At 63.9% G+C, this 25,236-nt stretch carries 23 protein-coding genes and 1 other RNA gene; 6 read left to right on the top strand and 18 right to left on the bottom strand.

The features are described 5' to 3' along the window. Positions 1-175: 175 nt before the first annotated feature. Positions 176-835 (bottom strand): ribosome hibernation-promoting factor, HPF/YfiA family, encoded by a 660-nt coding sequence (gene hpf / locus GFD25_RS06190; RefSeq protein WP_163231005.1) that lies wholly within the window; start codon positions 833-835, stop codon positions 176-178. 258 nt (positions 836-1,093) lie between these two features. On the opposite strand from hpf, the gene rnpB reads away from it, so the two are divergent. Further along, positions 1,094-1,467: RNase P RNA component class A (rnpB, locus tag GFD25_RS06185), an RNA gene on the top strand. Positions 1,468-1,550: 83 nt separating this feature from the next. Here the strand turns inward: rnpB and GFD25_RS06180 are convergent. The 7 genes from GFD25_RS06180 to GFD25_RS06150 form a co-directional block, all read right to left on the bottom strand. Further along, positions 1,551-2,237, bottom strand: coding sequence for a regulatory protein RecX (locus tag GFD25_RS06180; RefSeq protein WP_420837547.1), 687 nt, complete (start codon positions 2,235-2,237; stop codon positions 1,551-1,553). Further along, positions 2,234-3,382 (bottom strand): recombinase RecA, encoded by a 1,149-nt coding sequence (gene recA, locus GFD25_RS06175; RefSeq protein WP_163231000.1) that lies wholly within the window; start codon positions 3,380-3,382, stop codon positions 2,234-2,236. The genes GFD25_RS06180 and recA overlap by 4 nt, the downstream gene beginning before the upstream one ends. Before the next feature lie 260 nt (positions 3,383-3,642). After that, on the bottom strand, positions 3,643-3,888 hold the full coding sequence (locus GFD25_RS06170; protein WP_163230998.1) for a DUF3046 domain-containing protein: 246 nt from the start codon (positions 3,886-3,888) through the stop codon (positions 3,643-3,645). An 87-nt stretch (positions 3,889-3,975) separates the two neighbouring features. Continuing rightward, positions 3,976-4,488: a helix-turn-helix domain-containing protein gene (locus GFD25_RS06165; protein WP_163230996.1), complete on the bottom strand. Its 513-nt coding sequence runs from the start codon at positions 4,486-4,488 to the stop codon at positions 3,976-3,978. Positions 4,489-4,635: 147 nt separating this feature from the next. Further along, on the bottom strand, positions 4,636-5,202 hold the full coding sequence (locus GFD25_RS06160) for a CinA family protein (protein WP_163230994.1): 567 nt from the start codon (positions 5,200-5,202) through the stop codon (positions 4,636-4,638). Between the two features lie 77 nt (positions 5,203-5,279). Then, positions 5,280-5,951 (bottom strand): CDP-diacylglycerol--glycerol-3-phosphate 3-phosphatidyltransferase, encoded by a 672-nt coding sequence (gene pgsA, locus GFD25_RS06155; protein ID WP_204314798.1) that lies wholly within the window; start codon positions 5,949-5,951, stop codon positions 5,280-5,282. A 63-nt stretch (positions 5,952-6,014) separates the two neighbouring features. Further along, entirely contained in the window at positions 6,015-8,927 is a 2,913-nt protein-coding gene (locus GFD25_RS06150; RefSeq protein ID WP_163230992.1) for a DNA translocase FtsK, read from the bottom strand. A gap of 81 nt (positions 8,928-9,008) precedes the next feature. On the opposite strand from GFD25_RS06150, the gene GFD25_RS06145 reads away from it, so the two are divergent. Further along, complete coding sequence (locus GFD25_RS06145) at positions 9,009-9,797, top strand: Fic family protein (protein WP_163230990.1); 789 nt, start codon at positions 9,009-9,011, stop codon at positions 9,795-9,797. A 49-nt stretch (positions 9,798-9,846) separates the two neighbouring features. On the opposite strand, the gene miaA is transcribed toward GFD25_RS06145, so the two are convergent. Then, a complete protein-coding gene (gene miaA / locus GFD25_RS06140; protein ID WP_163231123.1) occupies positions 9,847-10,872 on the bottom strand; it encodes a tRNA (adenosine(37)-N6)-dimethylallyltransferase MiaA in 1,026 nt (341 codons plus the stop codon). A gap of 4 nt (positions 10,873-10,876) precedes the next feature. Next, a complete protein-coding gene (gene miaB, locus GFD25_RS06135) occupies positions 10,877-12,337 on the bottom strand; it encodes a tRNA (N6-isopentenyl adenosine(37)-C2)-methylthiotransferase MiaB (protein ID WP_163230988.1) in 1,461 nt (486 codons plus the stop codon). A 112-nt stretch (positions 12,338-12,449) separates the two neighbouring features. On the opposite strand from miaB, the gene GFD25_RS06130 reads away from it, so the two are divergent. After that, complete coding sequence (locus GFD25_RS06130; RefSeq protein WP_163230986.1) at positions 12,450-13,178, top strand: GTP pyrophosphokinase family protein; 729 nt, start codon at positions 12,450-12,452, stop codon at positions 13,176-13,178. On the opposite strand, the gene GFD25_RS06125 is transcribed toward GFD25_RS06130, so the two are convergent. From GFD25_RS06125 to GFD25_RS06115, 3 genes are all read right to left on the bottom strand, one after another. Then, complete coding sequence (locus GFD25_RS06125) at positions 13,135-14,109, bottom strand: DMT family transporter (protein WP_163231121.1); 975 nt, start codon at positions 14,107-14,109, stop codon at positions 13,135-13,137. The two genes, GFD25_RS06130 and GFD25_RS06125, sit on opposite strands and share 44 nt — an antisense overlap. 118 nt (positions 14,110-14,227) lie before the next feature. Continuing rightward, a complete protein-coding gene (locus tag GFD25_RS06120) occupies positions 14,228-15,079 on the bottom strand; it encodes a Bax inhibitor-1/YccA family protein (protein ID WP_163230984.1) in 852 nt (283 codons plus the stop codon). 141 nt (positions 15,080-15,220) lie between these two features. Next, entirely contained in the window at positions 15,221-15,811 is a 591-nt protein-coding gene (locus GFD25_RS06115; RefSeq protein WP_163230982.1) for an Ltp family lipoprotein, read from the bottom strand. A 259-nt stretch (positions 15,812-16,070) separates the two neighbouring features. On the opposite strand from GFD25_RS06115, the gene GFD25_RS06110 reads away from it, so the two are divergent. From GFD25_RS06110 to GFD25_RS06100, 3 genes are all read left to right on the top strand, one after another. Then, positions 16,071-17,426 (top strand): sensor histidine kinase, encoded by a 1,356-nt coding sequence (locus GFD25_RS06110; RefSeq protein ID WP_163231119.1) that lies wholly within the window; start codon positions 16,071-16,073, stop codon positions 17,424-17,426. A 130-nt stretch (positions 17,427-17,556) separates the two neighbouring features. After that, the gene (locus GFD25_RS06105; protein WP_338024631.1) at positions 17,557-18,210 is read left to right on the top strand and encodes a response regulator transcription factor; all 654 of its coding nucleotides are present in this window, start codon (positions 17,557-17,559) and stop codon (positions 18,208-18,210) included. Between the two features lie 197 nt (positions 18,211-18,407). Further along, complete coding sequence (locus GFD25_RS06100; RefSeq protein ID WP_163230978.1) at positions 18,408-20,519, top strand: GmrSD restriction endonuclease domain-containing protein; 2,112 nt, start codon at positions 18,408-18,410, stop codon at positions 20,517-20,519. A gap of 121 nt (positions 20,520-20,640) precedes the next feature. Here GFD25_RS06100 and GFD25_RS06095 read toward each other — a convergent pair whose 3' ends face one another. The 5 genes from GFD25_RS06095 to dtd form a co-directional block, all read right to left on the bottom strand. Further along, positions 20,641-21,732, bottom strand: coding sequence for a glycosyltransferase family 2 protein (locus tag GFD25_RS06095; RefSeq protein WP_239512437.1), 1,092 nt, complete (start codon positions 21,730-21,732; stop codon positions 20,641-20,643). 86 nt (positions 21,733-21,818) lie between these two features. After that, positions 21,819-22,466 (bottom strand): alpha/beta hydrolase, encoded by a 648-nt coding sequence (locus GFD25_RS06090; RefSeq protein ID WP_163230976.1) that lies wholly within the window; start codon positions 22,464-22,466, stop codon positions 21,819-21,821. Positions 22,467-22,543: 77 nt separating this feature from the next. Continuing rightward, complete coding sequence (locus tag GFD25_RS06085) at positions 22,544-22,861, bottom strand: hypothetical protein (RefSeq protein WP_163230974.1); 318 nt, start codon at positions 22,859-22,861, stop codon at positions 22,544-22,546. Positions 22,862-22,935: 74 nt separating this feature from the next. Next, positions 22,936-24,528 carry a S10 family peptidase gene (locus GFD25_RS06080; protein ID WP_163230972.1) on the bottom strand — a complete coding sequence of 531 codons (1,593 nt, stop codon included), beginning with the start codon at positions 24,526-24,528 and terminating at the stop codon, positions 22,936-22,938. 94 nt (positions 24,529-24,622) lie between these two features. Beyond that, positions 24,623-25,108: a D-aminoacyl-tRNA deacylase gene (gene dtd, locus GFD25_RS06075; protein ID WP_163230970.1), complete on the bottom strand. Its 486-nt coding sequence runs from the start codon at positions 25,106-25,108 to the stop codon at positions 24,623-24,625. Between the last annotated feature and the right edge of the window lie 128 nt (positions 25,109-25,236).

Below are 25,236 nucleotides of genomic sequence, written 5' to 3'. Positions count from 1 at the left end.
GCATAAACTTCGTCCATACTACGCGAACACGCCGATTTTTGTATGCATTGTTCACGAATATCATGAAAAAGCCCATATGGGCCATCCCATATGGGCTTGTGCGACCTATGCGTCGGTCATATGCCCCGCCTCGGTCGGCGCATCGGCGCGCGTCGCCGGGAGAGGCCGGATGACGTCACTTGGCGACGTTCTCCGGGGTGTCGATCTCGAACACGCCATAGCTCCAGCCGTGACGGTGGTACACGACCGAGGGACGGCCGGTTTCCTTGTTCACGAACAGGAAGAAATCGTGTCCGATCAGTTCCATCTCGTACAGGGCCTCGTCGATGGTCATCGGCTCGGCGATGTGCAGCTTGCGGCGGATGACGATCGGCGTGTCCCCGACCTGCACCTCGACCGATTCGCCCGGGCCGAGATCGGACGCGACGGCGGCGGCCGGGCTGTTGTTCGGCTCTTCCTCGACGGTCTCCTCCTCGGCCTCGGGCTCGATGACGCCCATGTCGACCGGAACGGGGTTCGTGTAGCCGCGACGATGGTCCTTGCGGCGATCGCGGGTGCGGCGCAGACGGAGCGTCAGCTTGTCGAGCGCCATGTCGAGCGCGCTGAACTCGTCGGTGCTCGACGCCTCGGCGCGCACCACGGTACGGCCGGCGATGACGGTGATTTCCACGCGCTTGGCGGTGTCGGCCTGACGCGGGTTGCCCTCATGCGTCAGCACGATCTGCGCGCGCTGCGCGTCCGGGGCGATAGCGGTCACACGATTCATCTTGCTTTCAACGACATCACGGAACTTCTGCTTGATCTGCGTGTGGCGTCCGGTAACGACGATTTCCATGTGGACCTCCTAGACTCAAGCGGTGCTACCCGCTATTTGACGGACCGAGCGGCGACTTCGCCGTCGGTATGTTTTATTGTAGCCGAACGAACGGTGAACGGCGGGGAACTCGCCCGAAGAATAATGTTTCTTTTCTGCGTGTCACCGTAACGTCGCCGTGGTTGCATTGGTGCCATGTGTGCGCCGCACACGCTCCGGCGCGACGCCCGCGCGGCGCGCGTGGCGCGGCGATCCCGGCATCGTGTATGATGGTGCGGCTGAGACCCCTTGATGGCCGCGGCCCGATCCCATACCGGAACATCGGGCTGAGGAACTTCCGGGCTCCATAGAGCACGATGGCGGATAACGTCCGCCCAGGGTGACCTGAGAGATAGCGCAGCAGAGAACAGACCGCCGGTCCTCGGACCGGTAAGGGTGAAACGGCGGTGTAAGAGACCACCGGGTCTCCGGTAACGGAAGACCGCATGGCAAGCCTCATCGGGAGCAAGGCCAAGCAGAAGGCGTTCGAGGGCTGCTCGCCCGATGCCTTCGGGTAGGCTGCTGGAGCCTGGCGGCGACGTCAGGTCGAGATGGATGGCCATCCGTGCCGCGTTGCGGCATGACAGAACCCGGGGTATGAGGGGTCTCATCCCACATGTTCATATGCCGGCACGCATCCATGCCGATGTATGCCGCAACGACGACGAGGCCATCACGGCATACATCGGTCCTTGGCCTACAGCAGCTCCTGGGCCACTCGGCGCAGCGTTTCGGGATCGTGTCCCTTGCGTCCTCCGGCCGACCAGAAGCGTTGCCTGCGCCTGTTCGGCTCCATGCCCTCGGTCTTGCGCGCATAGCGGCGTCCGAGCTCCCACGCCGACTCCTCGAACACGCCCCGCGCATCCGCCTCGTCGACCGCCCTGCGTGCGGCATCCCGGTCAACGCCCTTGCGCAGCAGTTCCATGAACGCGCCCCGCGCTCCCATGAGCCGCTCCGTGCAGTATCTGACCGCCGATCGCGCGTAGTACTCATCATCCAGAAGGTTCACTTCGATCAGACGCTCGATCACCGCATCGACGGTTTCACCGTCATACCCCTTGTCCAGCAATCGTTCGCGCAGCGCGCCGGACGAGCGCGGCGCCGCATCGAGCAGACGCAACGCGGCCTCACGGCATTCGTCGGCGTCCGAGGGATCCTCCGGTGCGGCCTGACGCGCCGCGAAAGACGTGGCGCGTCTCCGCGGCAATCCGCGATCACGGGATTCGGACATGACATCGTCGCCCGTCCCGCCACTCGCGTCTCGCGCGCTACGGGGCGACGTATCCGATATGTCGGGAGCGCGGTCGTTACGGTTCCCGACGACGGAAGTCCGGTCCGGCATCCGTACAGGGTGCCGGACCAGAAATTCCTCGGCGCTGATCATGCCTTCGCCGCGTCCTTGGAGGCCTTGGCGGCCTTGTCCTCGACGGCCGGCTCCGCGGCGGTCCCGTCGGACTCCGGTTCTTCCGCGAACTGGTCTTCGGGCGGGATTAGGCCGAACGCGACCTTTACCTTGTTTTCGATCTCCTCGGTGACGGCCGGGTTGTCCTTGAGGAACTTGCGTACGTTCTCGCGGCCCTGTCCCAGCTGGTCGCCCTCATAGGTGAACCAGGAGCCGGATTTCTTGACCACGTTGCACTGCAACGCCATGTCCAGCACGGAACCTTCGGTAGAGATGCCCTCGCCGTACAACACGTCGAATTCGGCGGACTTGAAGGGCGGCGCCATCTTGTTCTTGACGACCTTGACCTTGGTGCGGTTGCCGACGGCCTCGTCGCCCACCTTGATGGTCTGGATGCGACGGATGTCGAGACGCACGGAGGAGTAGAACTTCAGAGCCTTGCCGCCGGTGGTGGTTTCAGGGCTTCCGAAAAACACGCCGATCTTCTCGCGCAGCTGGTTGATGAAGATCGCGGTCGTGCCCGCCTGGGCGAGCGCGCCGGTCATCTTGCGCAGCGCCTGGCTCATGAGCCTGGCCTGAAGGCCGACGTGGCTGTCCCCCATGTCGCCTTCGATTTCTGCCTTGGGCACCAGAGCCGCGACCGAGTCGACGACGATCACGTCGAGCGCGCCGGAGCGGATGAGCATGTCGGCGATTTCCAGAGCCTGCTCGCCGTTGTCCGGCTGGGAGACGATGAGGGAGTCGGTATCGACGCCGAGTTTGCGCGCATAGACCGGATCCAGCGCATGTTCCGCGTCGATGAACGCGGCCACGCCGCCGGCCTTCTGCGCATTGGCGACCACGTGCAGGGCGAGCGTGGTCTTGCCGGAGGATTCCGGACCGTAGATCTCGACGATGCGCCCCTTCGGCAGGCCTCCGATGCCCAGCGCCATGTCGAGGGCCAAGGATCCGGTCGGAATGACCTCCACGTTCTGTTCCGGGCGATCGCCCAGACGCATCGCGGAACCTTTGCCGAAGCTTTTCTCGACTTGCGCAAGCGCGGTGTCCAACGCCGCCTGACGCCGTGGATCAAGACCTGGCTTGCCGTTGTCCGGCTGTTTCGCCGGCTGTTTCGCCTGCTGTGCCATGATGGTTCTCCTTCACTGTGATGCCGGTGTGCCCTCACGCTACCGGACGCGCGACGCCCGGGCAACCCGGATCGGCCTATGTGGTCGAACGGTCCGCCCGGGACGTGTCGAGCCATGCCCGATCCCAGTCAGCGCAACGATTCCCGTAGTCTGCACGTATCCGGCACCGCATCCGATGACATGGTGCCAATGTGGACAACTATATCCGCAGGCGCGAACATTTGTTCGACTTGCATTCCAAGACACGCCGACGGCATTCCCTATTTCTCGTCGAAACGCGCGGGCATCGGAGGCGCCGCGTGATCGCGGCCCCACCGCCGGAAGTCAGGAACATCCATGTGATCGCACAGCACGTTCCACACCACCCGCGGCTCCTCGCCACGTTCCAATGCCTGCGCCGCGCTCACGCCTCCAAGCCGGTCCAGCCTTTGGTCACGGGCCAAACTACGCCCGTAGCCCCGTCCGAACACTTCCTCAAGCAATTCCCAGAATTCCCGTTCTCGCACGAGCCACAGTCTATCGCACCGGCACAACGCGAAACGGCGACGCCCAATCCAACGGGCGCCGCCGCATACAAGAGAAAGCCTCGGATCCTATGCTTCCAGCGATTCCAGATAATCGGCCACCATGCGCAGCATTTGCGGCGTGCTGACCCCCAACGATTCGGCGATCGAGCTGAGCAGTTCGGAGCTGGCCTCCTTCTGCCCCCGTTCGACCTCTGACAGGTATCCGAGCGACACCCCGGCCTTCTCGCTCACTTCGCGCAACGTCTTGCGGTCACGCGTGCGCAGCTCGCGCAGGACATGGCCGATGGCCTCGCGCAACGACACGTCACGCGGCTCCCCCGTCGTCTCCTGCGCGCGCGCCACGGCATGGGCGCGCGGCTGGGGCGCGTCCTCCTCCTGCCACATACGGCTGAGCGCCGCCTGACGCTCATCCTTGGCCTTCTTCGCGGCCTTCGCCGCCAGCACCTGCTGCTGGGCGAACATCACCGCACGGCGCTGGGCCGGGGTCAGGGAGCGCATGCGGGCGCTTCCCGGCCGCGCGGCCACGGGACTGAGCTCCTGCACGTTCGTCGTTTCGGTGGTACGGGTCATCGTTTCCATCGCAACCCTCCTTATGCGTTCGTCGGTGTTTCCATTACCTTCAACACCAAAGGGCGGGGTTTATTCCTGAAAAGTCGCTGTGAATCCGCACAGGTTTCGCTGGATCGTCCGATCGGGCGCCGGGCAAGCGACGACGAACGACGTTGTTCAGCGGGCGCCGAGCGAACCTCGATCGGCCAGCACGTCGTCCAACGCTTCCAGTACCCGCAGTACGGTCAATCGCCGAACCCGGGGCCTGTCTCCGGCGAGGTGCAGCTCGCGGGCGATGGTGCGCCGCCCGGACCGCCGTCCGTCGTCCGACGGCATGGACAGCCCGATGTACACCAGACCGGCCGGCTTGTCGCCATCCGGACCGGGTCCCGCCACGCCCGTGGTCGACAGCCCGATCACAAGACCGCGATATTGTGGCTGATCGTATAGTTCGGCGGTCGCCGAGGCCATCTGCCGGGCCACTTCGGGATGGACGGCGCCCTCTCGTTCCAGCAGCGCCCGATCCACGCCGAGCACCGTCGCCTTGGCGTTGATGTCATAGGTGACGGCGGAGCCGAGCAGGACATCCGATGCGCCGGGTATGCGCACGAACGCGTCGGCGAGCAGCCCGCCGGTAAGCGACTCGGCAGCCGCGATCTTCAATCCCCTGTCGCGGCATTCGTTCAGTGTTTTCGCGGCTATCGCGTCGCGCCGTTCGTCGATGTCATCAGCCGTCACGGTCATATTCCTCTCCTTGTCTTCCCGGTCAAACCGGTATGTAGCCATCAAAAAACGGCTTCCCGTGTCGGGAAGCCGTGTCGTCATCGAGATCCGCCCTTGCGCCCGCGTAACGTGTTCGCCAGGTACACGCCGCCCGAGTACAGGCATAGCACCAATGCCACGTAGATCATCAAGTACGTGACGAACAGGTACACGGTCAGCCACATCGGGTTGTCGCCGGAGCCTGCCGCGAACTGCCAGAAGGGCAGCATCAGCATCGCCAGGCCGATGCATTGGAACAGGGTCTTGAGTTTGCCCGGCCATGCGGCGGCGATCACCTTGCCGCCGGTGTCGATCACGAAGAACCGCATGACGGTGATGCCGATCTCGCGCACGAGGAACAGCGCCACGACGATCCAGCCGAGCACCGTCGGGCCGAGTTCGCCGAACGCCGCGGCCACGATCAGCGTCGCGCAGGTGAGCAGCTTGTCGGCGATCGGATCCATGAGCTTGCCGAGTTCGGTGACTTGGTTGTACTTGCGCGCCATCCATCCGTCGAGCTTGTCGGTGGAGGCGGCGACGATGAACAGGATGGCGGCCGCCCAGCGCATCGCGTAGTTGTTGACGCCCCACGGACCCGCGGCGATGTACAGGCCGAGGAAGATCACCACCAGCACGATGCGTGAATAGGTGACGAGGTTCGGCGGCGCGTTCCAGCCGTCCAGCAGCGACGATTGCCTGGATTCCTGATGTTCCTTCATATCGGTAGCCATACCGTTCACCATACCCTTACGTTTCTACCTTGCCTGAATGTTGCGTGCGTGTTCGCCGTGGGTTCACTCGCCGCCCGGTTCCTGACGAGAGGAGGCTCCGGACTGGATGGAGCTGGTTTCGCCGCGGATGAACGCGAGTACCGCGGGCAGGTCCTGCGGCTGCACGAGCACCTGACGCGCCTTCGACCCCTCGGACGGGCCGACCACGCCGCGCGATTCGAGCAGGTCCATGAGACGGCCGGCCTTGGCGAAGCCGACGCGCAGCTTGCGCTGGAGCATCGACGTGGAGCCGAACTGCGTGGTGACGACCAGTTCGGCGGCCTGCAGCAGCACGTCCATGTCGTCGCCGATCTCCTCGTCAGGTTCGACGGCGGCCTTGTCCGCCTCCTTGGCCATCTCCTCGATGTCCTCTCGATAGCTGGGCTTTCGCTGGGTGCGTACGAACTCGACGGCCTTGCGGATCTCCGATTCGGACACCCACGAGCCCTGCACGCGCAGCGGTTTGGCCTGTCCCATGGGCAGGAACAGCGCGTCGCCCTGGCCGATCAGCGTTTCCGCGCCGGTCGTGTCGAGGATGACGCGCGAGTCGGTGGCCGACGAGGTCGCGAACGCCAGCCTGGACGGGATGTTGGCCTTGATCAGGCCGGTGACCACGTCGACGGACGGGCGCTGCGTGGCGAGCACGAGATGCACGCCGGCGGCTCGCGCGAGCTGTGTGATGCGCTGGATGGAGCTTTCCACGTCGTTCTTGGCGACCATCATGAGGTCGGCCATCTCGTCGACGACCACGAGGATGTACGGGTACGGGGCCACCTTGCGCTGCGATCCGGCGGGTGCATGCACCTTGCCTTCGCGCACGGCCTTGTTGAAGTCCTTGATGTGACGGAACCCGAAGAACTCGAGGTCGGAATAGCGCGCATCCATTTCCTTGACGACCCATTCGAGCGCCTGCGCGGCCTTCTTCGGATCGGTGATGATCGGCGTGAGCAGATGCGGGATGCCGGCGTATGCGGACAGTTCCACGCGCTTGGGATCGACCATGATCATGCGCACCTGTTCCGGGGTGGCCCGCATGATCAGCGAGGTGAGCATCGAGTTGATGAAGCTCGACTTGCCGGAACCGGTCGCGCCCGCGACGAGCAGATGCGGCATCTTGGTCAGGTCGGCGGTCACGAAATGGCCCTCGACGTCCTTGCCCACGCCGGTGAGCATCGGGGCCGGGTCGTTCATCGCCTTGTCGGAGCGCAGCACGTCGCCCAGGTGCACGATCTCGCGGTCGACGTTCGGGATCTCGATGCCGATGGCCGATTTGCCGGGGATCGGAGAGAGGATGCGTACGTCGGAGCTTGCCACCGCGTAGGCGATGTTCTTCTGCAGGTTGGTGACCTTTTCGACCTTGACTCCGGGGCCGAGTTCGACCTCGTACTGGGTGACCGAGGGGCCGCGCAGGAAGCCGACGACCTTCGCGTCGACGTTGAACTGCTGGAACGTGTTGGTCAGGGCGCGGATGACGTTGTCGTTGGCCGGAGTGCGCGCGGCGTGCGGCTGCCCCTTGGCAAGAATGCCGAGGTCGGGAAGCTGGTAGGGGCGTCCGGCATCGGCCCGGGCCGCGTCGGCCGGGGAGGTCCCGCCCGCTTCCCCGTCGTCGAGGACTTCGCCGGTGACCGGGTCGACGGTCGGCTGCACGGCCATCGTCTGGTCGCCGTCCGCGGCCGGGGCGGCGGACACCGCCGGCATCGACGCGGTACCGTCGCGTCCGATGCCGGCCCATGGGTCGGAACCCGCAGCCGGCACGCCGCCGAGCGGCATGACCGTGGTACGCTGCGGGGGCACGCTGCTGACCGTACGTACGGGGGCGGCGACGGTATCCGTTTCCCCGCCATGCCCGTCCGCCACGGGTTGCGCGACGGTGCGATCGTCGCCATCGGCGTCGTATCCGTAACCGTATGCGCCGACGCCATGCTCTCCCGACGACACGGTTCTCGTCGGCACCGCGGCGGCGTGATCGATCAGCGAGGTTTCCGCGGCCTCGCCATGCCGGTCGGCCGCATGAATGAACGGGTCATCCCCTGCATAACGGTCCAGGGAATGGTCTTCGTCGCCGCGATGGCGTCCGAACAGACGCGACAGGAATCCCCACGCTCCGGACGTGCCGGCGGCCTTCGTGTTCCCATCCGAGCCGTCCGAACCATCGTGGGAGGGAACGCCCTCGGCGAACGCGAGCGTGTCGTCGCCGATCCGCACCTCATTGGGGAAACGGTCGGCGTCGTTCCGCCCTTCGCTTTTCCCGGGCGCCGAGCCGCCTTGGATACGGTCACGCAGCGCACGCAGGTTGTCCGGCAGTTCGGTCACATGGGTGCGTGTGATCATCAGCAGCGAAAACAGGGCGACGACCACGAACACGATGATGGCGAACACGTCGGAAAGTCCCCATGCCAACGGCGAGCCGAGCACGAAGCCGAACAGGCCGCCGGCCCGTTGCAGCAGCGCGATGTCGAAGCCCGGCGTATCGGCGGCGACGGCCACGTCGATGATCGAGCAGATCGACCACAGCAGCAGCACCCATCCGGTCACGACGCGAGGATTGTCGGAATGCTTGCCCGAATTGCGCATCAGCCTGACCGCCACCAGAACAAGCAGCACCGGCACGATCACGCTCATCACGCCGAACAGGCCGGCCGCTACGGCATGCAGCAGCCGTCCGAGCGCGCCGTTGACGCGGAACCATTCGGACGCGCAGAAGCAGATCGCCAGCACCAGCATCAGGAAGCACAGGCCGTCGCGGCGATACATCGGATCGTACTCCCCCACGCCGCCGACGGCCCGGACCGCGGAACCGATCGCACGGGGAACGGCGAGCAGGATCTTCTTGCCGAGCGGCTCGGATGACAGGTCGACCCGCGTATCGCCGTCACGCGCCGACGCGTCGTTGTTCGAAGACGTGGTTTTCTTGCTGGAGGATGCTGTACGTGCCATAACGGTCATGATTCTACCCAGACCCGGTTATTTTCCGCATGCCTGGCCGCATGACCCGCGTCCATCGGATAGGATGGGCCTATGACTCCAGCCGAACGTGCGAGCGCAGTCGCATTTGCACTGAAGAACTGCGCGTTGGAAGCGATGGCGCCGGGCGACGCGACGTTGCGCGCCCTGCGTGACTATGAACGCGGCGATCTGGACGTTTCCGGTCTGATCGACGCGGCGGACGCCGAAACGTCGGGCGTCGCGCCAGGCCGACTGGCGGACGGCAGTCTCGACGACCACGCAAGGGACCATGCCGGCAGCATCGTGGCGCGTACCGTATTGCTGACCGAACGCGGATGGGAGACCGGCAACGATCTGGCCGAACTGACCGCGATCCACCGAGGCCTGTTCGCAGGCGTGTTCGCCGACGCCGGACGTCTGCGCACGACGAACACGACGCGGGAGGTGACCGCGGACCGCGCGCTTGCCAGAAACCCGGAGGCGTTCTTCCCCGCGGCGCTGATCGAGACGGGGGCGCACAACATCGCGACTGAACTGGCGGACAAACGCAATCTGGTGGCCATGGACCGCGACGTGTTCGTGCGCGAACTGGCACGCATCTACGACGAGCTGGGCTATCTGCATCCGTTCAAGGGCGGCAATGCGATGACGCTGCGGATCTTCGCCTCGAGGCTCGCGCATGATGCCGGATGGGACCTCGACTGGGGACCGGTGGGCCGGGACGGCTACAAGGCGGCGAAACATGCGGCGTACCGCGGCGACACGTCAGGGTTCACGCGCATGTTCGATGCCATCGCGCGGCCGGCGAATCCGACCCGCACGTTCCTGATCGCCGGCTGGGAGCAGGGACCGGCGCACTGATGACGATCGCCTGCGGCCGTCCGGGGCGTACGCGGCCGCAGGGATTCCGTTATCCGATGTCGCCCAGATGGTGCTGGACGTATTCGTCGGCATGCGCATCGATCGGATCGTAGTCGCCGGCGTCGGCGTGCGCGATGATCGCCATCGCGTTGTCGACGAGGCTCGGGTTGAGCGCCTGCAGCCAGTGGATGCGCGGATCGCGCCCGAACCATCCCATCTGTTTGCGGGCGAGCCGCTTGGTCTTCTGCGCGATGTCCATGTACGTGTCATTCAGGTCGGCGAGTCCGTCGAGGTAGTCGATGACCTGCTGGTAGCCGAGGGCCCGGCATGCGGTCATGCCAAGATGCGGACGCAGCCGTTCCACTTCCTCGATGAATCCGCCGTCAAGCATCCGCTTGGTGCGGATGTCGATGCGACGGTCAAGTTCCTCACGCGGCAGGTCAAGGCCGATCTGCACGGTCGGGATCACGTACCGGTAGCGCGGCAGGCTTGCCGAATACGGCCTGCCCGTCACTTCGATGACCTCGAGCGCACGGATGGTGCGGCGAGGATTGTGCGGGTCCATGCGCGCGGCCGCCGCCGGATCCTTGGCCTTGAGTTCGGCGAACAGCACGCCCGCGCCCTCGGTCTTTTCCCGTTCCTCGAGCCGCTTGCGCACCTCGGGATCGGTGCCGGGGAACGAGATGTCGTCGATCGCGGCGCGCGCGTACAGGCCGGAACCGCCGACCATGATCGGGCGGATGCCCTGCGACTGCAGATCGCGGATGCACTCGCGCGCAAGTTGCTGGAAACGCGCCACCGACATCGCGTCATCCGGTTCGATGACGTCGATGAGATGATGCCTGACCTCGGCCTGTTCGGCGGGCGTGGCCTTGGCGGTGCCGATATCCATGCCGCGGTACATCTGGTAGGCGTCCGCGTTCACGATCTCGGCACGTTCGCCGCGCGACTCAAGCGCCTTGGCGATGGCGATGCCGAGACCGGTCTTGCCGGATGCGGTGGGACCTACGATCGAGACGACGCGCGGGACGTCGGACGCCCCGCGCGCTCCGGGGTGCGGCACCGCGGACGGCATGGTCTCAGTGGCGCACATGATAGGTCTGCCCTTCGGCCGGGTTCGGATCGGCGATCAGATTATGACGGCCGGCATGCGTGACGGTCGCGGTGACGAAATCACCGACTTCAGGCATCGTCTCGCCCTCGGGCACGCCGATATGCACGAGCACGCCGGTCTTCTCGCGGCCGGTGACGCGATGCGTGGAGGAATCCTTCTTGCCCGCCGCCCCGGTGATCATCACCTCGACGTCGCGCCCTTCGAACTTCGCGAGTTCCTCCGCGGTGATCTGCTCCTGCAACGCCACAAGCCGTTCGAAACGCTCCTGCACCACATCATGAGGCACCTGCTCCATCGCGGCGGCCGGCGTGCCCGGACGCGGCGAATACTCGAACGTGAACGCGGAGGAGAACCGCGCCTCGCGCACCACGCGCATCGTCTCTTCGAAGTCCTCATCGGTCTCGCCGGGGAAGCCGACGATGATGTCGGTGGAGATCTGGGCGTCCGGCATGGCTTCACGGATGCGGCCGAGGATGTCGAGGAACTTCGCGGAACGATACGAGCGTCGCATCGCGCGCAGGATGCGGTCGGAACCGGACTGCAACGGGAAGTGCAGCTGGTGCATGATGTTCGGCGTCTCGGCCATCGCGGCGATCACGTCGTCGGTGAACGCGGCCGGATGCGGCGACGTGAAGCGCACGCGTTCCAGCCCTTCGATCTCGCCGCAGGCCCGCAGCAGCTTGCTGAACGCATACCGGTCGCCGATGCCGTAGCCGAACGAGTTCACGTTCTGGCCGAGCAGCGTGACTTCCTTCGCGCCGTTGTCCACGCACTGGCGGATCTCGGCGAGGATGTCGCCGAGCCGGCGGTCATGCTCCTTGCCGCGCGTGGTCGGCACGATGCAGAACGTGCACGTGTTGTTGCAGCCGATCGAGATCGACACCCAGCTGGAGACGCGCGAGGCGCGCGCGGTCGGCAGCTGGCTCGGGAAATAATCGAGCCTGTCGACCACGTCGACCTGCGGCTCGCCGACCATGCGCGCCTGATCGAGCAGCCGCGGCAGCGAGCCGATGTTCTTCGTGCCGAACACCGCGTCCACCCACGGGGCCTTCTTCGCGATCTTCTGCCGGTCGAGCTGGGCCATGCAGCCGCCGACCGCGATCTGCAGGTTCGGGCGTTCGCGCTTCATCCGCGCCCACAGGCCGATCGTGCCGTACATGCGTTCGGCCGCGTTCTCACGCACCGCGCACGTGTTCATGACGATCAGGTCGATGTCCTTGTCGATCACCTGCTCCTCGGTGGCGGGCACATAGCCGTCCGATTCAAGCACGCCGGCGATGCGTTCGGAATCATGCACGTTCATCTGGCATCCGAGCGTATGTACGTAATACACGCCCTTGCCCCGGTTGGGGGCGGCAACGGCGTCGCCGGCCGGCTCGGCCAGTTTCGAGGCGCGCTCCGCCTCGGTCATCATGTCTTCGTTCATAACCGTCCATCGTAACGATTGGCCACGCCAGACCGTCCGCCGGGTCGCGTCGCGGCGGGCGGCCAAGGAAATTTTCAGTTCCTTCGCACATGTGCCGCTATGATTATTGACCGTGATACTTGACCGACAAAGCCGCATCAATACCAGCGATCTCAAGGCCCGTCTCAACGCCATCGGCCAGGAGAACGTGCCGTTCCCCGCCGAGGAGATCACGGAATTCGTCAACCTCATGCAGGTATACGAGGGCGCGATGTACGAGATCAGCACCAAACTCGAGATCCTCGACTCGGAGTTCCAGGTGCGGTTCGCGCACGATCCGATCCATCACATGGAACGCCGTCTCAAATCGGTCAATTCGATCCTCGGCAAGCTGGAGCGCAAGGAGCTGCCGCTTCAGGTCTCGTCGATCCGCGACAACCTGTTCGACGTGGCCGGCGTGCGCGTGATCTGCAACTACCGCGACGACGTGTACTCCGTGTCCAACTACCTGTCGGCGCAGAACGACATTTCGGTGCTGCGCGTCAAGGACTACATCAAAAACCCGAAGCAGAACGGCTATCGCTCCCTGCACGTGATCTACGCGGTGCCGGTGTTCCTGTCGTCGGGCGCGCACTATACGCCGGTCGAGGTGCAGTTCCGCACGATCGCGATGGACTACTGGGCAAGCCTCGAACACGCGTTGCGATACAAGACCGACCTGCCGGATTCGAAGCTCAGCGAGCACTCGCAGACGCTGCTCGACTGCGCGCGCTCGCTGCAGAACATCGAGACGCAGATGCAGAACATCCACCGCGACATCAACGGCGCCCCTCAGGTCGGCGAGGCACCGAAGGCAGACTGAGCGGTTCAGCGGGCAGCTGGGCCAGGAGAGTGCCGGCGAAGATGAGCGCGCAACCAAGATATCCGCGCGGCGTCATGACCTCGCCGAGCAGCAGCGCGCCGCCGATCACCGAAAAGAACGATTCGAGCGACATGATGAGACTCGCGCGGGTCGGCGGCACCCATCGCTGGCCGACCGCCTGCAACGTGTAGGCGACGCCCACCGAACCGATTCCGGCGTACAGCACGGCCGGCCACGCCTGGGCCGCTCCCTGCCAGTCGATCGACCCTTCGGCCAGGGATCCGGCCCAGCTCAGCACGGCCGTCGTCACGAATTGGACGAACGACAGCGTCAGCGGGTCGATGCGGCCGCCAAGCGTATCGATCACCAGAATATGCGCGGCGAACAGCACGGCCGTCACCACCAGCAGCAGATCGGCCAAGGTCAGCGAACCGAATCCGTCGGTGACGCACAGCGCGTAGAAGCCGACGATGGAAACGGCCACCGCGAGAGCCGTGACCGGACGCACGCGTCGGCGCAGGAACACGAACGCCAGCAACGGCACCAGCACGATGTACAGGGCGGTGATGAATCCGGCACGCCCGGCCGAATGCCCGTACAGGATGCCGTACTGCTGCAAGGTGCTGGCGGTGAACAGGAACATGCCGCAGATCGCGCCGACGACGATCGGATCGGCAAGCATGCGAGCGACGGATGTTTTGGATACGCCCGAGGATACGCCGTCGGCTGCGGCGTCCTCCTTGCAGGTCATCGTCTCCGCAACGGCTCCTCCCCCGCGTTTCGACCGCCACCACAGCAGCGGCGCCAGCGAAAGCGCGCCGAGCGTGAACCGTGTCGCGTTGAAGAACAGCGGCGTCATCGAATCCATGCCCTGCACCTGCGAGACGAAGGCGAAGCCCCAGATCAGCGCCGTCAGCATCAGGCATCCCATGCCCGCGAGTTCCTGTCGTGTCATGAGGCACCACGGTAGCGCCGGCAGGTGACCGAAACGACGAAAGCCCGACCTTCGGGGGCCGGGCTTTCGTCGATGGCAGGGATCAGCCGTAAGGCTAGTCGCGGTTGCCGAGCAGCTGAAGCACGTACAGGAACATGTTCACGAAATCAAGGTACAGGTTCAGCGCGCACACGATCGAGACCTTCTTGATCACGTCCGGCCCCTGCGCCTCGTACTGGGCGAACAGCGCGCGGGTGACCTGCGCGTCGTACATCGTCATGCCGGCGAAGATGATCAGTCCGATCGCGCACACGATCTGCGTCATGCCGCTCACCGGCAGGAACGCGAGGATCAGCTGGGAGATGATGAGCACGATCAGCGCGACCATGAGGATCGGACCGGCCTTGAGCATGTCCATCTTCGTGGTCATGGAGAACATCGTGAGCACGAGGAAGAACAGCGCGGTCATGCCGAGCGCGAGCCCGATCGAGCCGAGATCGTAGATCAGGAAGATCGAGCTGAGCGTGAATCCCATCAGCGCCGCATACACGTAGAACATGACGCGCGCGGTCGACGCCTTGATCGTCATGATGCGCGCGCCGAGATATACGGCCATGCCGACCTGGATGACGGCGAACAGGATGACGCCGATCAGTCCGGTGGACTGCAGGAACGCGATGTACGCGCCGGTCATCTGCGCGGCGACCGCGACGACGGCGGTGATCAGCAGACCGATCGTCATTTCGCCGTATGCGCGGGTGACGGACGCGCGTTCGGCGGATTGCACCTGCTCGTACGAATACGCGGCCTGCGTATTCATCGCGGCGGCGCCGTTGGGCGCATACGCATACTGCGGCTGCCCGTACGGGGCCTGCGCGTACTGGTACTGCTGCTGGCCATACTGCTGCGGGCCATTGGGATTGCCGTACTGGTTGTTGTTGCCTTGCGGCTGCTGGCCGAATGTCATGATGACTCCTTGCTTTGCTTGTCTAGGCCTATCCTACGGGAGGCAACCTTGGAATTCCATGAATTTCAGCCGGCAGCGTCGCGCTTTCACCGAACGGCCACGTTCGGGATGCACGGCATTCCCGGAACGAGGCCCGCAGCATCAGTCGTTCAGATGCTCGATGGCGTAGGCGGCCTCGTCGGCGGTGAATTTCTCACCGTGTTCGCTGACAAGCTGGTCGCGTATCGCCTCGGGGGACATCGCCATGTTGTCCTGATAGCTTTTTGCCTTGGCCAGTGCGTTCGCATTCCAGTCGGCCTTCACGTTGTCGATGGCATATTGAGCCGCTTCGGCCGAGAACTTGCCGCCGTATTCGCTGACAAGCTGGTCGTAGACGCCCTGCTTGGACATATGCATGACATTGGCGTAAGTGTCGGCCTGTTTGAGCGCGGACCGGTATTCGGCGGGAACCTTGGATTCCTCCTGCTTCGACGTATCGCCCGATTGACCGGCTGTGTCCTTCGAGCCGTCGGACTGCTGGCTCTGGCTCGTCGATGACTGCGACGACTGCTGCGCCGACGGAGACGACCCGTTGCCTCCGTTCGCGCTCGCGGCGAACGCGACCACGACGATGACGACGACCAGCCAGAACCACCAACGCTTCCAGATCGGCTTCTTGACGGTCTTGCCTTCCTTGCCGGCCGGCTGCGGATCGGACTGGGGTCGGATCGGAGATTGGCTGTGACTGCTCATGATGTTCCTTCTTTCTCGTTCGTAAGTGACATGTCCGACGCTACAGAAAACGTCGTCGGAACGTCAGTGGACGAACGGCCATAATTCGCTGCCCCTTCGGGCAACGGGTCGCGTCCGATATCGCCCGCATGTCCAATGGCCGGCGGGCGCGTGACGCAATACAGTGGGGATCATGACCCTTCCACGAATCGCATGGCCGCATCGGCCGGCCGACGATGACGATGTGCCGGTGCGCACCCGACGCTGGTGCACCGTGCTGATGATCCCGTCGGCGGCGTTCATGTGCCTGGCCCAGACGTCGTTCACGGCGGAGCGTCTGGATCCGAGCCTCGGGATCCTGTACCCGTGGCTGTCGGTAAGCACGCTGCTCACGTTGGTGTGGCCGTTCGTCCTGCTGAAACGGGGCACGCATCCCGAGCCGGTGTTCTGGACATGCCTGGCGGTGGTGCTCGTCTTCCCTTATGACCCGTTGCTCATGCTGATGGCGCTGTCCTCGCTGGTGGCACGGCGTTCGGCCGTCTCGCGCACCATACGCGCGACGGCCGCGGCGACGCCGGTCGCCGTATGGTCGCAGGTGCGCGACGCCCTGAGACCGGCGGGAACGTCGTTGTGGCACGTGGTGTTCGCCGAACGGCCCGATGGCGACACGACAGTCACGGCCGGCACGAAGATGATGGCAGGAGAACCCGCCATCGTGCTCACGGCGGCGATGACCGGTCTGATCGGCGTCGTGGTGGCGGTGCTGGTCGGCCTGCACATCCGTTCACGGGCTCGTCTGACGCAGGCCGACGCGCAGACGCAGGCGGCCCGGCATCATGTGCAGCATCTGCAGAACGATCTCGATGACCAGAAACTTGCCGACGCGATCGCCGCGGAGGCGCACGACACGCTTGCGCATTCATTGTCGCTGATAGCCCTGAACGCGAGCGCCCTGCAGGCCGAGGCGAACAGACTGGCCGAAGCGTCCGGCTCCGACGTGCGGATCGGTCCGGGTGCCGCATCCGTGGCGGCCAAGGCGGACGAGATCCGTCGGCAGGCGGCCGGCGCGCTGGATGAGGCGCATGCGATCATCGACATGCTGCGCCATCCTCAACAGGCGTGGGAGCAGCTTGCTCCGACAGACGACACGTCGTTGACCCGTGACTCGTTGGACGCCCTGATCGCGGACGCCCGGCAGGCAGGAGCGCAGATCAACACATGGATAGACATCCGCCAGTTGGGCGATCTGGACGAGTCGGTCGGCAAGGTGGCGTATCGGGCGATACAGGAGAGCCTGACGAATGCGCTGCGTCATGCGTCGGGCATGCCGATATCGCTGGAGGTGACCGTCAATCCCCGGATCGGGGTGCACGTCCATGCCAGCAATCCGGTGGCCGCGACGCCGACTCAAACCACGACCGCTCATACGGTCTCCGGCAACGCCGGTTCCGATCGGTCCGCGACGCGGGAACCACGCATCGGCTCCGGGCTGTCGGGATTGGCTGCGCGGGTTCGTTCCGCACGGGGTTCGTGCCGATATGGCGTCGACGGCCGCGGCGCATTCCATGTCGACGTGACGCTGCCGTGGGCTGCGGCATCATCCGATCCTCGCGTGTCGGGCGGTCCTCTCGCATGACCGAACGTACCGTCGCGAATGCCATCCTCCCATGCCCGGATACAATGAAGCCGTGAACACACGCGATCATGATCTCCGTCCATCGTCCGATGCCAGCGCCACCGAACCTTGTCGTGATCCTCATGTCACGGTGAACATCGTCGATGACGATCCGATGGTCTGCCAGGCGATGCGGCTGATATTGACGGACTATTCGAACGGAGGCATCCGTGTCATCTCCACGTCGGTCAGCGGCGTGGACGCGGTGGAGCATGCGAGGCGTGAGCATCCCGACGTGGTGCTGATGGACATCGCCATGCCCGGCACGGACGGCATCGAGACGACGCGGCAGCTGAGGGCGCTTCCCGAGCCGCCGCATGTGCTGATGCTCACGTCGTTGAACCCGTCGAATACGGTGGAGCGTGCGGTGGAGGCCGGCGCCGAGGGATTCGTGTCGAAAACCGATGCGCCGCAGGAGATCATCCGTCGCGTGTTCGACGTGTGCGAGGGCGTTCCCCAGTTCAATACCGCGAGCCAGCGCCAGCTGATCGCCGATCTGGGCGCGCAGCGGCCGACCGCCCGTCGCGACGAGGCGAGACGCCTGTTGGATTCGCTGCCCGCGCGGGAACGTGAGACGGTGGTGCTGGCGGCGGAAGGCTTCACGAACGCGCAGATCGCCGCGCGCATGTTCATTTCCGAACGCACCGCGAAGGCTCATCTGTCGAGTGCGGCGGACAAGTTGAACATGGGACGCGTGCAGTTGGCGCGATTGGTGGAACGGGCCGATCTGCCGCCCGTCGAATGAGACCGTTCGGCGTCCTGCGGACCGTCACACCGTACCCGTGCACCATCAGCCGCCCCGTGCACCGTCATCCCGTCCCGCGCATCGTGACGATTCTCCCGCGGATATGCGGATGGCCGGATGCCGATGCCGGTGTTCTATGCATACGCTGGTAGGCTGGGTGCAGGTTGTTGGTGACGGCATTGAACGAAGGGGTACGTATGGCGATCAGCGCGACGGAAAAACCGCTCGGCAAGGTGTTCACTTCGGATTATCGGTTCACGATCCCCTCGTTCCAGCGCGCCTATATATGGCAGCCGGCGAACGTGCTGCAACTGATCGGCGATCTCGAGGAAGCGTCCAAATCCGCGGATGTCCCATATTTTCTGGGATCGCTGATCCTGGTGCATGACGGTGGAACGCGGTACGAGGTGATTGACGGGCAGCAGCGATTGGTGTCTCTGTCGATCATCATCGCGGCGTTGCGCGATCTGGAGGAGGATGCGGAGTGGATGCGTCTGCTGGATGCGCTGATCGTGGAGCCCGGGGACAAGCTGCGCGGCATCAGGAACGAACCGAGACTGACCTTGCGCGAACGCGATGCGGCGTTTTTCCGCGAATACGTGCAGGAAGGCAATCTCGAGGCGTTGTTCGACATGACCGACGAGGATTGGTCGTCGACCGCGCAGCGCAATGTCGCGCGCAACACCCGGGCGGCCTATGACGCGCTGTCCGTAATGGGCGATGATGAGCGCCACGCGTTCGCCTCATATCTGGTCAATGGCGTGACCCTGGTGATCGTCACCACCGATGATCTCGATGGCGCGCACCGCATCTTCGACGTGATGAACATGCGCGGACTGCCGTTGACGCCGTCCGACGTGTTCAAGGCCCGTGCGACGTCGGGGCTGAAACCGGCCTTGGTGGACGCGTATGCGGCTCGTTGGGACGACATCATGGATCCCCTGGGCGACGATCCCCGTCAAAGCGAGGAATTCTTCTCATACCTGTATCTGATCCTGGCGCACAAGCCCGATACCGGCAAGCTGATCGACGACTTCCTGAATGAGGTGCTGCAGCCGTATCTGGCCGCCGGCACGATCACCTCCTTCATCGACCGTGTTCTCGCCCCGTATGCGATGGCGTGGCGCATGTTGGAGCATCCGGGCGACACGGTGCTGTCCGAAGGGGTCCGTGACCGGATCGAAGCGTTGAACGACTACCGGAACCACGAGTGGAAGCCCGTGGCGATGTGGGCATTGGTCAATTCGTTCCGCAAGCTCGGCGAACCTGGCATGTCACCGTTCGTGCGGCGCGGCTCGCACGCGTCGCGCACGACGGTGACGGAGGCATCGCTCGGATTGCACGATGCGCAACGTCTTGAGGAACTGTTCGCCGCATTGGAGCGCGTGACCGGCGTGGATACGCTGAACCGTACGGGTTCCCTGGAACGGCGCGGCCATGCGACGGCGGCGATCCGGGATCTCGACAAGGGATATCCGGTGAGACTGGTACGGGGGCTGTCCATCAGCGCCGATGACCGAGCGGGCGCCTTGGTACGGCTGCACGGCGAATTGCAGGGCGACGAGGAACTGGCGCGGCTGCTGTTGATCCGCGCGAACGAGCAGGCGGCGAACGGCCGGCTCGCCCGTCCGCGCAAGCTCAGCGCCTTGCCGATCATGCCGTTGGAGATCGGCGAGTCCGCATCGTTCGCCCATTGGTCGCAGGAAACGCATGATTATTGGATGTACCGTCTGGGCAATATGACGCTGGTGCAGGGTGGTGCGGATCAGCTGGACAAAATGGCCGAGTACGATCGCAGAAGGGAACGGATACTGATGCGGGCGGATTCGCGGCGTTTCCCGCTGACGCGGGAGCTGGCCGATTTCGCCGAGTGCACGCCGGCGATGATGCGGCACCGTCAGGAGGAGACGGTTCGGCTGATCGCCGAATATTGGGATATTCGCTATGACGAGAACCATTCGGATCTGACGTCATCGGACAGCATCGAACGGTTGGTCGAAAGCACGGATGCGGCGTCGAGCGTCAGCCGGGGATCCCGACGCGTCACCATCGCACAGGTGGTGAAAGCGGGATTGCTGATTCCCGGCGAGACACTGGTATGGGAGCGGCCGCGCAAGGGCGAACGCTATGTGGCGACCGTCACCGAAAACGGCAGGTTCCGTCTGGAGGACGGTTCCGAATACGCGTCGCCTCCCGCCGCGGCACGCGCGGCGGGAGGCAGCAAGGTGGGCTTGGACGTGTGGAAGCGTACGTCGAACGGACAGAAGCTCAGCGATGTGTGGAAGGCGTACCGTCTGAAGGCGAACTGAGACTGGCCGGCCTACTGTTCCCGTTGGATTCAAGGGACCGGGTGCCGCCCCTCAGTCAGCTTCGCTGCCAGCTCCCCCTTCAGGGGGAGCAAAGGAATAAGGCGAGCGGGCTAGACCGGCATTAGTCCCGATCCGTCTCCTTGTCGTGCATGTACTCCTTCCAGCCGCGGCTAATGCGGATCCAGTCATCGCGTATTTCCTTGAAATTATCCTTGAAATCGTCAACGGCATCGTCCACGGAGTCCTTGAGCATGTCCAGCAGTGAATCTGTGGATTCCGGCACCGCGTCTCCGCTGTCGTCCATGTCCTTGCGAAGTCTGTCGATGCGGCGGCGGAGCTCGTTCGCGTCCTCGGGATCGATATGCAGGCTTGCGGTGACGCTTTGGCGGATCGTCTCATAGTCGAGGTTCGCGAAGAACGTCAGCTGCTGCAGGCGCATGAACCCCTTGAGATCCGGATACCGGTCCAGAATATAGGCTTCCCGGTCATCGGCGGCCTTCATCCAATCCTTGATGAGCTGAGGGCTCCAACCGCTGGTGATCGATCCTTTGCGCAGCCGGTAATGGTAGAGCACCTCGGGGATGCGCACGATGCGACGCGCTTCGCCGATGACGTTGCAGATGCGCGCCATGTCTTCGATCTTGCGGCCGACGGGGAACGAAAACCCATGATCCTTGTAGATCGGGGCCGCGGCGAGGAACGACCAGAAGTAACCGTCGATTTCGGCCTTGACCTGCGCCTTGATGCCCTCTTCGGGGGTCATGACCATGACCGTATCGAAGTCGTTGTGCCTGTAGTCCGACACCAGCGGCACATCGTTTTCGGATATCGTGTCGAATTGGAACATGACCAGGTCGGCATCGTATTCGCGCATGGTCGCCACCGCGCGTTCCACGAGGTTCGGCGCGATGGTATCGTCCGAATCCACGAAGTAGATGCAATCCCCCGTGGCACGCGTAAGCCCGGCGTTGCGGGCGTCGGACAGCCCGCCGTTGGGTTTGTGGATGACTCGTATGCGATCGTCCTTCTCGGCCCAGTCATCGCATATGGCGGGACAATCGTCCGGCGACCCGTCGTCCACCAGCAGAATCTCGAGATTGCGGTAGGTTTGCGCGACGATGCTGGCCACGCATTCGTCCAGATAGCGTTCGACCTTATATACCGGCACGATCACCGATACCAGCATGTCGTCATCCGTTCCCTGCGTCGTCATCTGCTGCTCCGTTCCCTGCGGTCACGATGATTCCCACTATAACGCCGACGGCATGTCCGCACGATGCCGGTACCGTTCGCACCGGCTTACCAGATGCGAGGCCTTGTCAGATCATTGTCGGTCAGAAACGCGGAGACGTCACGCATCTCTTCCATGCAGATGCTGTGGGTCATGCCCGGGTACACGCGTTCGGTGAGCGTGACGTGAGCCGCGTAGAAGTGGGACATCGCCCGGACCTCGTCCTGTGGAAAGATATCGTCGGCGGAACCATGTCCATAGAACATCGGCGGGCGCCGTTGCGCCAATTCGTCGTCTCCGGCAAGCGGCGCATGGGCAAGGAATCCGGAGAAGCTTACCGCCGCCGCATACCGCTGCGGTTTCAGCCGCAACACCTCGCCTGCAAGCAGGCCACCTTGTGAAAATCCCATGACCACGATACGCCGATCGTCGGGAATATTGTCCGATACCCAACGATTGATGGCTTCGCCCGCCTCCTGCGCCTGTTCGTCCAATGACGCTCCGGTAGGCACACCGTCATAGTCCCAGGTACCGAACCATGTATAGCCCATGCCATATGCGATCGGCGCACGCAGCGACGCGTAATCCGCCCCCTGCGCACAGTAGGCAAGCAGGCTCGGCAGGTCGTGCTCGTTGGAGCCCCATCCGTGCAACAGCAGGAACACCGGTCCGGTATCGTTCGTGCCGATATGGGTCAATGCATGCGTAACGTCCATATCACAACCTTTCCGACTGTACGGGGATCGTCCGTCGCGTCTCGTACACGACCCAAGACGGGAACGGAATCCATGCGCTATTTGTTCAGGCTTGTGGAGATCTGCTGCTCGACATGGTCGAACGCCTGGGACAGCAGCAGGTTGCCGGGAACCGTCGTCAGCAGGAACGCGAGCACGGCGGCGATGACCGAAGCGATGATGCCCTTGATGAGTTTGATGACGATCTTGAACACCACATAGGCGATGGCTGCGCCGACGGCGACGGTAATGAGCGTCTGCACCGCGGATGGCAGCGTGCCGTACCACAACACGATCCTGTCGATGAACGACAGGTCGAGTTTGGACAGGTCGAGATTACTCAGGTCGAGGTCGGACCAGTTGGCGAATGATGTCATGGATGCCTCCTTTGAGTCGGGAACGGTTGGACCATGCCGCGGAAAGGCATGATCCAACCGTCGGCAATGGGCCGTTACAGGTCGATCCGCGCCTCGGGCAGATCCGGGCGCTCGTTCAGCTTAGGCAGTCCGGTCACATCCTCGCCGTAAAAACGCTTGAGATCGGACGAGAATTTGGCGAGGCTCGTTTCGGACGAATACAGCATGTGACCGGCCGGATAGTAGGTGAATGCCACGTTGGAGCGCAACGGCTTCGGCAGACCGAGATGGTCGATATCGTATTCCGTCTGGAAGAACGGCGTGCACAGATCGTAGATGCCGTTGCCGATCAGCACCTTGAGCGTCGGCTGATGAACGATCGCGGCGGCCAGATCGGGCACGACGTTCGGGAACGGGATCTTCGCGCCCCAAGAGGATTTCGTCATGTCCGGCTGTTCATGCCACCACGTCCAACCCTTACCGGGTTCGGTGGCGTTCCAATCGAAGTCGGCGAATCCACGGCGCTCCGGCACGCGGTCCCAACCGAGTTCGTCACGCAGATATGCGTTGCACAGGCTGGAATAGGCGGGGTCGAGGAACGCGTCGTCCACCACGAACGTCTCCTCGTCGTTCATGCGGTCGAGATCATAGCCCGCCACGCGGCCGTCATAGCGACCCACGATCCTGTCCTCGTCGCGCAGCAATGCCTTGCGGAATCGCATGTCCACCACGCGCAGGTCGGAATCATAGACATACCGTTCGCTCAGGCCGGTCAGTTCCGCATAGCGTGCGGCGACACGATGCTTCGTGTCGTCATCCAGGGACGCGCCGGCTGCAAGCGCGAGACGCAGCGGACCGTTCGCAAATGCGCGCGCGGCTTGCAGATGATCCGCGATCTCGGTATCGGATGCCGCGCGGCCGTGGTATTTCGCAACGGATGCAAAGGTCGGGAAGTAGCCGATGTAGAACTGGTCCGACGTGTCGAGCGTGAATGCGTAGTCGAGGATATTGGAGATGAGGATCAGGCCGTTGAGCGCGACGCCGTCCTGTTGCAAACGATAGGCCAATGCCGCACCGCGCGTGGTGCCATACGATTCGCCGAGTACATACTTGGGTGAGTTCCAACGACGATACTTGGACAGATAGGCCCGTATGAACGCGCTGAAGCCGGCGACGTCGCCATCGACCGACCACAGCTCGGCCTTCGCGGCGTCGAGAATCTCGGAGAAACCCGCCCCGGCCGCGTCGATGAACACCAGATCGGACGAGGGCAATAGCGTGTATGCGTTGTCGGCCAGATGGTATGGCGCAGCCGGCACCGGGGCCGCATCGGGCACGTCGATGCGCTTGGGCGCCACGGAGCCCATCAGCAGGAACGTGGTGGACGAGCCCGGCCCTCCGTTGAAGATGAAGGTGACGGGACGGGACGGATCCGCATTGCCGCTGCCGTCAACGATGTCAAAGGCGGTGAAGAAGATGCTCGCGGCCGGCTTGACCTTGGCGGTATCGATGTTGATGGCACCTACCGTGGCCGTATAGTCCAGATGCGTTCCGTCGATCACGATCGCGTGACGGGTGGTCTTTTCATACGGCTCGGGCAGCTTCCCTCCATCGTGCTGCGCGTTCGAGGTCGTTCCGGTCTGCACGGCAGCCGTCTTGTTGTCCTGCGTCTTGTTGTCCTCGCTCATGGCGATCACCGACCTTTCGAGAATCGTGTCATCACTCTACCAAACAGATCGAACAAATGTTCTACGGCATGTCGTTTCCCGACACCGGCCTCCCCTACGCCTTGCCCGGCATGTCGGCGTCCGTGTCGATCGCGATGGTGACCGGCCCGTCGTTGATCAGTCCGACGCGCATGTGCGCACCGAACCGCCCTTCGCTCACCGGCACTCCCCCGGATCGCAACGCATCGTTGAAATCGCGCCAGACCAATTCGGCATGAACGGGTTCGCCGGCCTTCACGAAACTCGGCCGGTTGCCCTTATGCACGTCGGCGAACAGCGTGAACTGCGAAATCGACAGGATCTCCCCGCCAACATCCTGAATGGAACGGTTCATCCTGCCCTGCTCGTCCTCGAACACGCGCAGGTTGAGCACCTTGTGCGCCAACCAGGAGACCTCCCTCTCGCCGTCCGAGTCGGACACCCCGACCAGGATCATATATCCGGGTCCCGTCTGCTGCGGTTCGAAGGTGGGATCGACCGTGCCCAATTCGTTCAGCACATCGACGCTGGCCTGGGACACTCGCTGCAACACAATACGCATGCACCCGATTATGCCACGGGGCCGAGGTCGTCGCATGACCGACATCGGACTGCGACCGTGTTTGCTGTTCTGATGGAGGGGTGGGAATAGTTAGAGGCTTCTAGGCAGAATGGGTGGTGCCTAAACCT

The organism is Bifidobacterium aerophilum, assembly GCF_010667685.1.
GTDB classification, from domain to species: Bacteria; Actinomycetota; Actinomycetes; order Actinomycetales; family Bifidobacteriaceae; genus Bifidobacterium; species Bifidobacterium aerophilum.
Note: the sequence above shows the minus strand (reverse complement) of the source record. Positions and strands in the feature narration are given on the sequence as shown.

Excerpts from the sequence above, each read along its gene's own strand:
- hpf (WP_163231005.1), bottom strand. The coding sequence starts at position 835 with ATGGAAATCGTCGTTACCGGACGCCACACGCAGATCAAGCAGAAGTTC.
- GFD25_RS06180 (WP_420837547.1), bottom strand. The coding sequence starts at position 2,237 with ATGATCAGCGCCGAGGAATTTCTGGTCCGGCACCCTGTACGGATGCCG.
- recA (WP_163231000.1), bottom strand. The coding sequence starts at position 3,382 with ATGGCACAGCAGGCGAAACAGCCGGCGAAACAGCCGGACAACGGCAAG.
- GFD25_RS06165 (WP_163230996.1), bottom strand. The coding sequence starts at position 4,488 with ATGGAAACGATGACCCGTACCACCGAAACGACGAACGTGCAGGAGCTC.
- GFD25_RS06160 (WP_163230994.1), bottom strand. The coding sequence starts at position 5,202 with ATGACCGTGACGGCTGATGACATCGACGAACGGCGCGACGCGATAGCC.
- pgsA (WP_204314798.1), bottom strand. The coding sequence starts at position 5,951 with ATGGCTACCGATATGAAGGAACATCAGGAATCCAGGCAATCGTCGCTG.
- GFD25_RS06150 (WP_163230992.1), bottom strand. The coding sequence starts at position 8,927 with ATGGCACGTACAGCATCCTCCAGCAAGAAAACCACGTCTTCGAACAAC.
- GFD25_RS06145 (WP_163230990.1), top strand. The coding sequence starts at position 9,009 with ATGACTCCAGCCGAACGTGCGAGCGCAGTCGCATTTGCACTGAAGAAC.
- miaA (WP_163231123.1), bottom strand. The coding sequence starts at position 10,872 with ATGCCGTCCGCGGTGCCGCACCCCGGAGCGCGCGGGGCGTCCGACGTC.
- miaB (WP_163230988.1), bottom strand. The coding sequence starts at position 12,337 with ATGAACGAAGACATGATGACCGAGGCGGAGCGCGCCTCGAAACTGGCC.
- GFD25_RS06125 (WP_163231121.1), bottom strand. The coding sequence starts at position 14,109 with ATGGGATGCCTGATGCTGACGGCGCTGATCTGGGGCTTCGCCTTCGTC.
- GFD25_RS06120 (WP_163230984.1), bottom strand. The coding sequence starts at position 15,079 with ATGACATTCGGCCAGCAGCCGCAAGGCAACAACAACCAGTACGGCAAT.
- GFD25_RS06115 (WP_163230982.1), bottom strand. The coding sequence starts at position 15,811 with ATGAGCAGTCACAGCCAATCTCCGATCCGACCCCAGTCCGATCCGCAG.
- GFD25_RS06110 (WP_163231119.1), top strand. The coding sequence starts at position 16,071 with ATGATCCCGTCGGCGGCGTTCATGTGCCTGGCCCAGACGTCGTTCACG.
- GFD25_RS06100 (WP_163230978.1), top strand. The coding sequence starts at position 18,408 with ATGGCGATCAGCGCGACGGAAAAACCGCTCGGCAAGGTGTTCACTTCG.
- GFD25_RS06095 (WP_239512437.1), bottom strand. The coding sequence starts at position 21,732 with ATGACGACGCAGGGAACGGATGACGACATGCTGGTATCGGTGATCGTG.
- GFD25_RS06090 (WP_163230976.1), bottom strand. The coding sequence starts at position 22,466 with ATGGACGTTACGCATGCATTGACCCATATCGGCACGAACGATACCGGA.
- GFD25_RS06085 (WP_163230974.1), bottom strand. The coding sequence starts at position 22,861 with ATGACATCATTCGCCAACTGGTCCGACCTCGACCTGAGTAATCTCGAC.
- GFD25_RS06080 (WP_163230972.1), bottom strand. The coding sequence starts at position 24,528 with ATGAGCGAGGACAACAAGACGCAGGACAACAAGACGGCTGCCGTGCAG.
- dtd (WP_163230970.1), bottom strand. The coding sequence starts at position 25,108 with ATGCGTATTGTGTTGCAGCGAGTGTCCCAGGCCAGCGTCGATGTGCTG.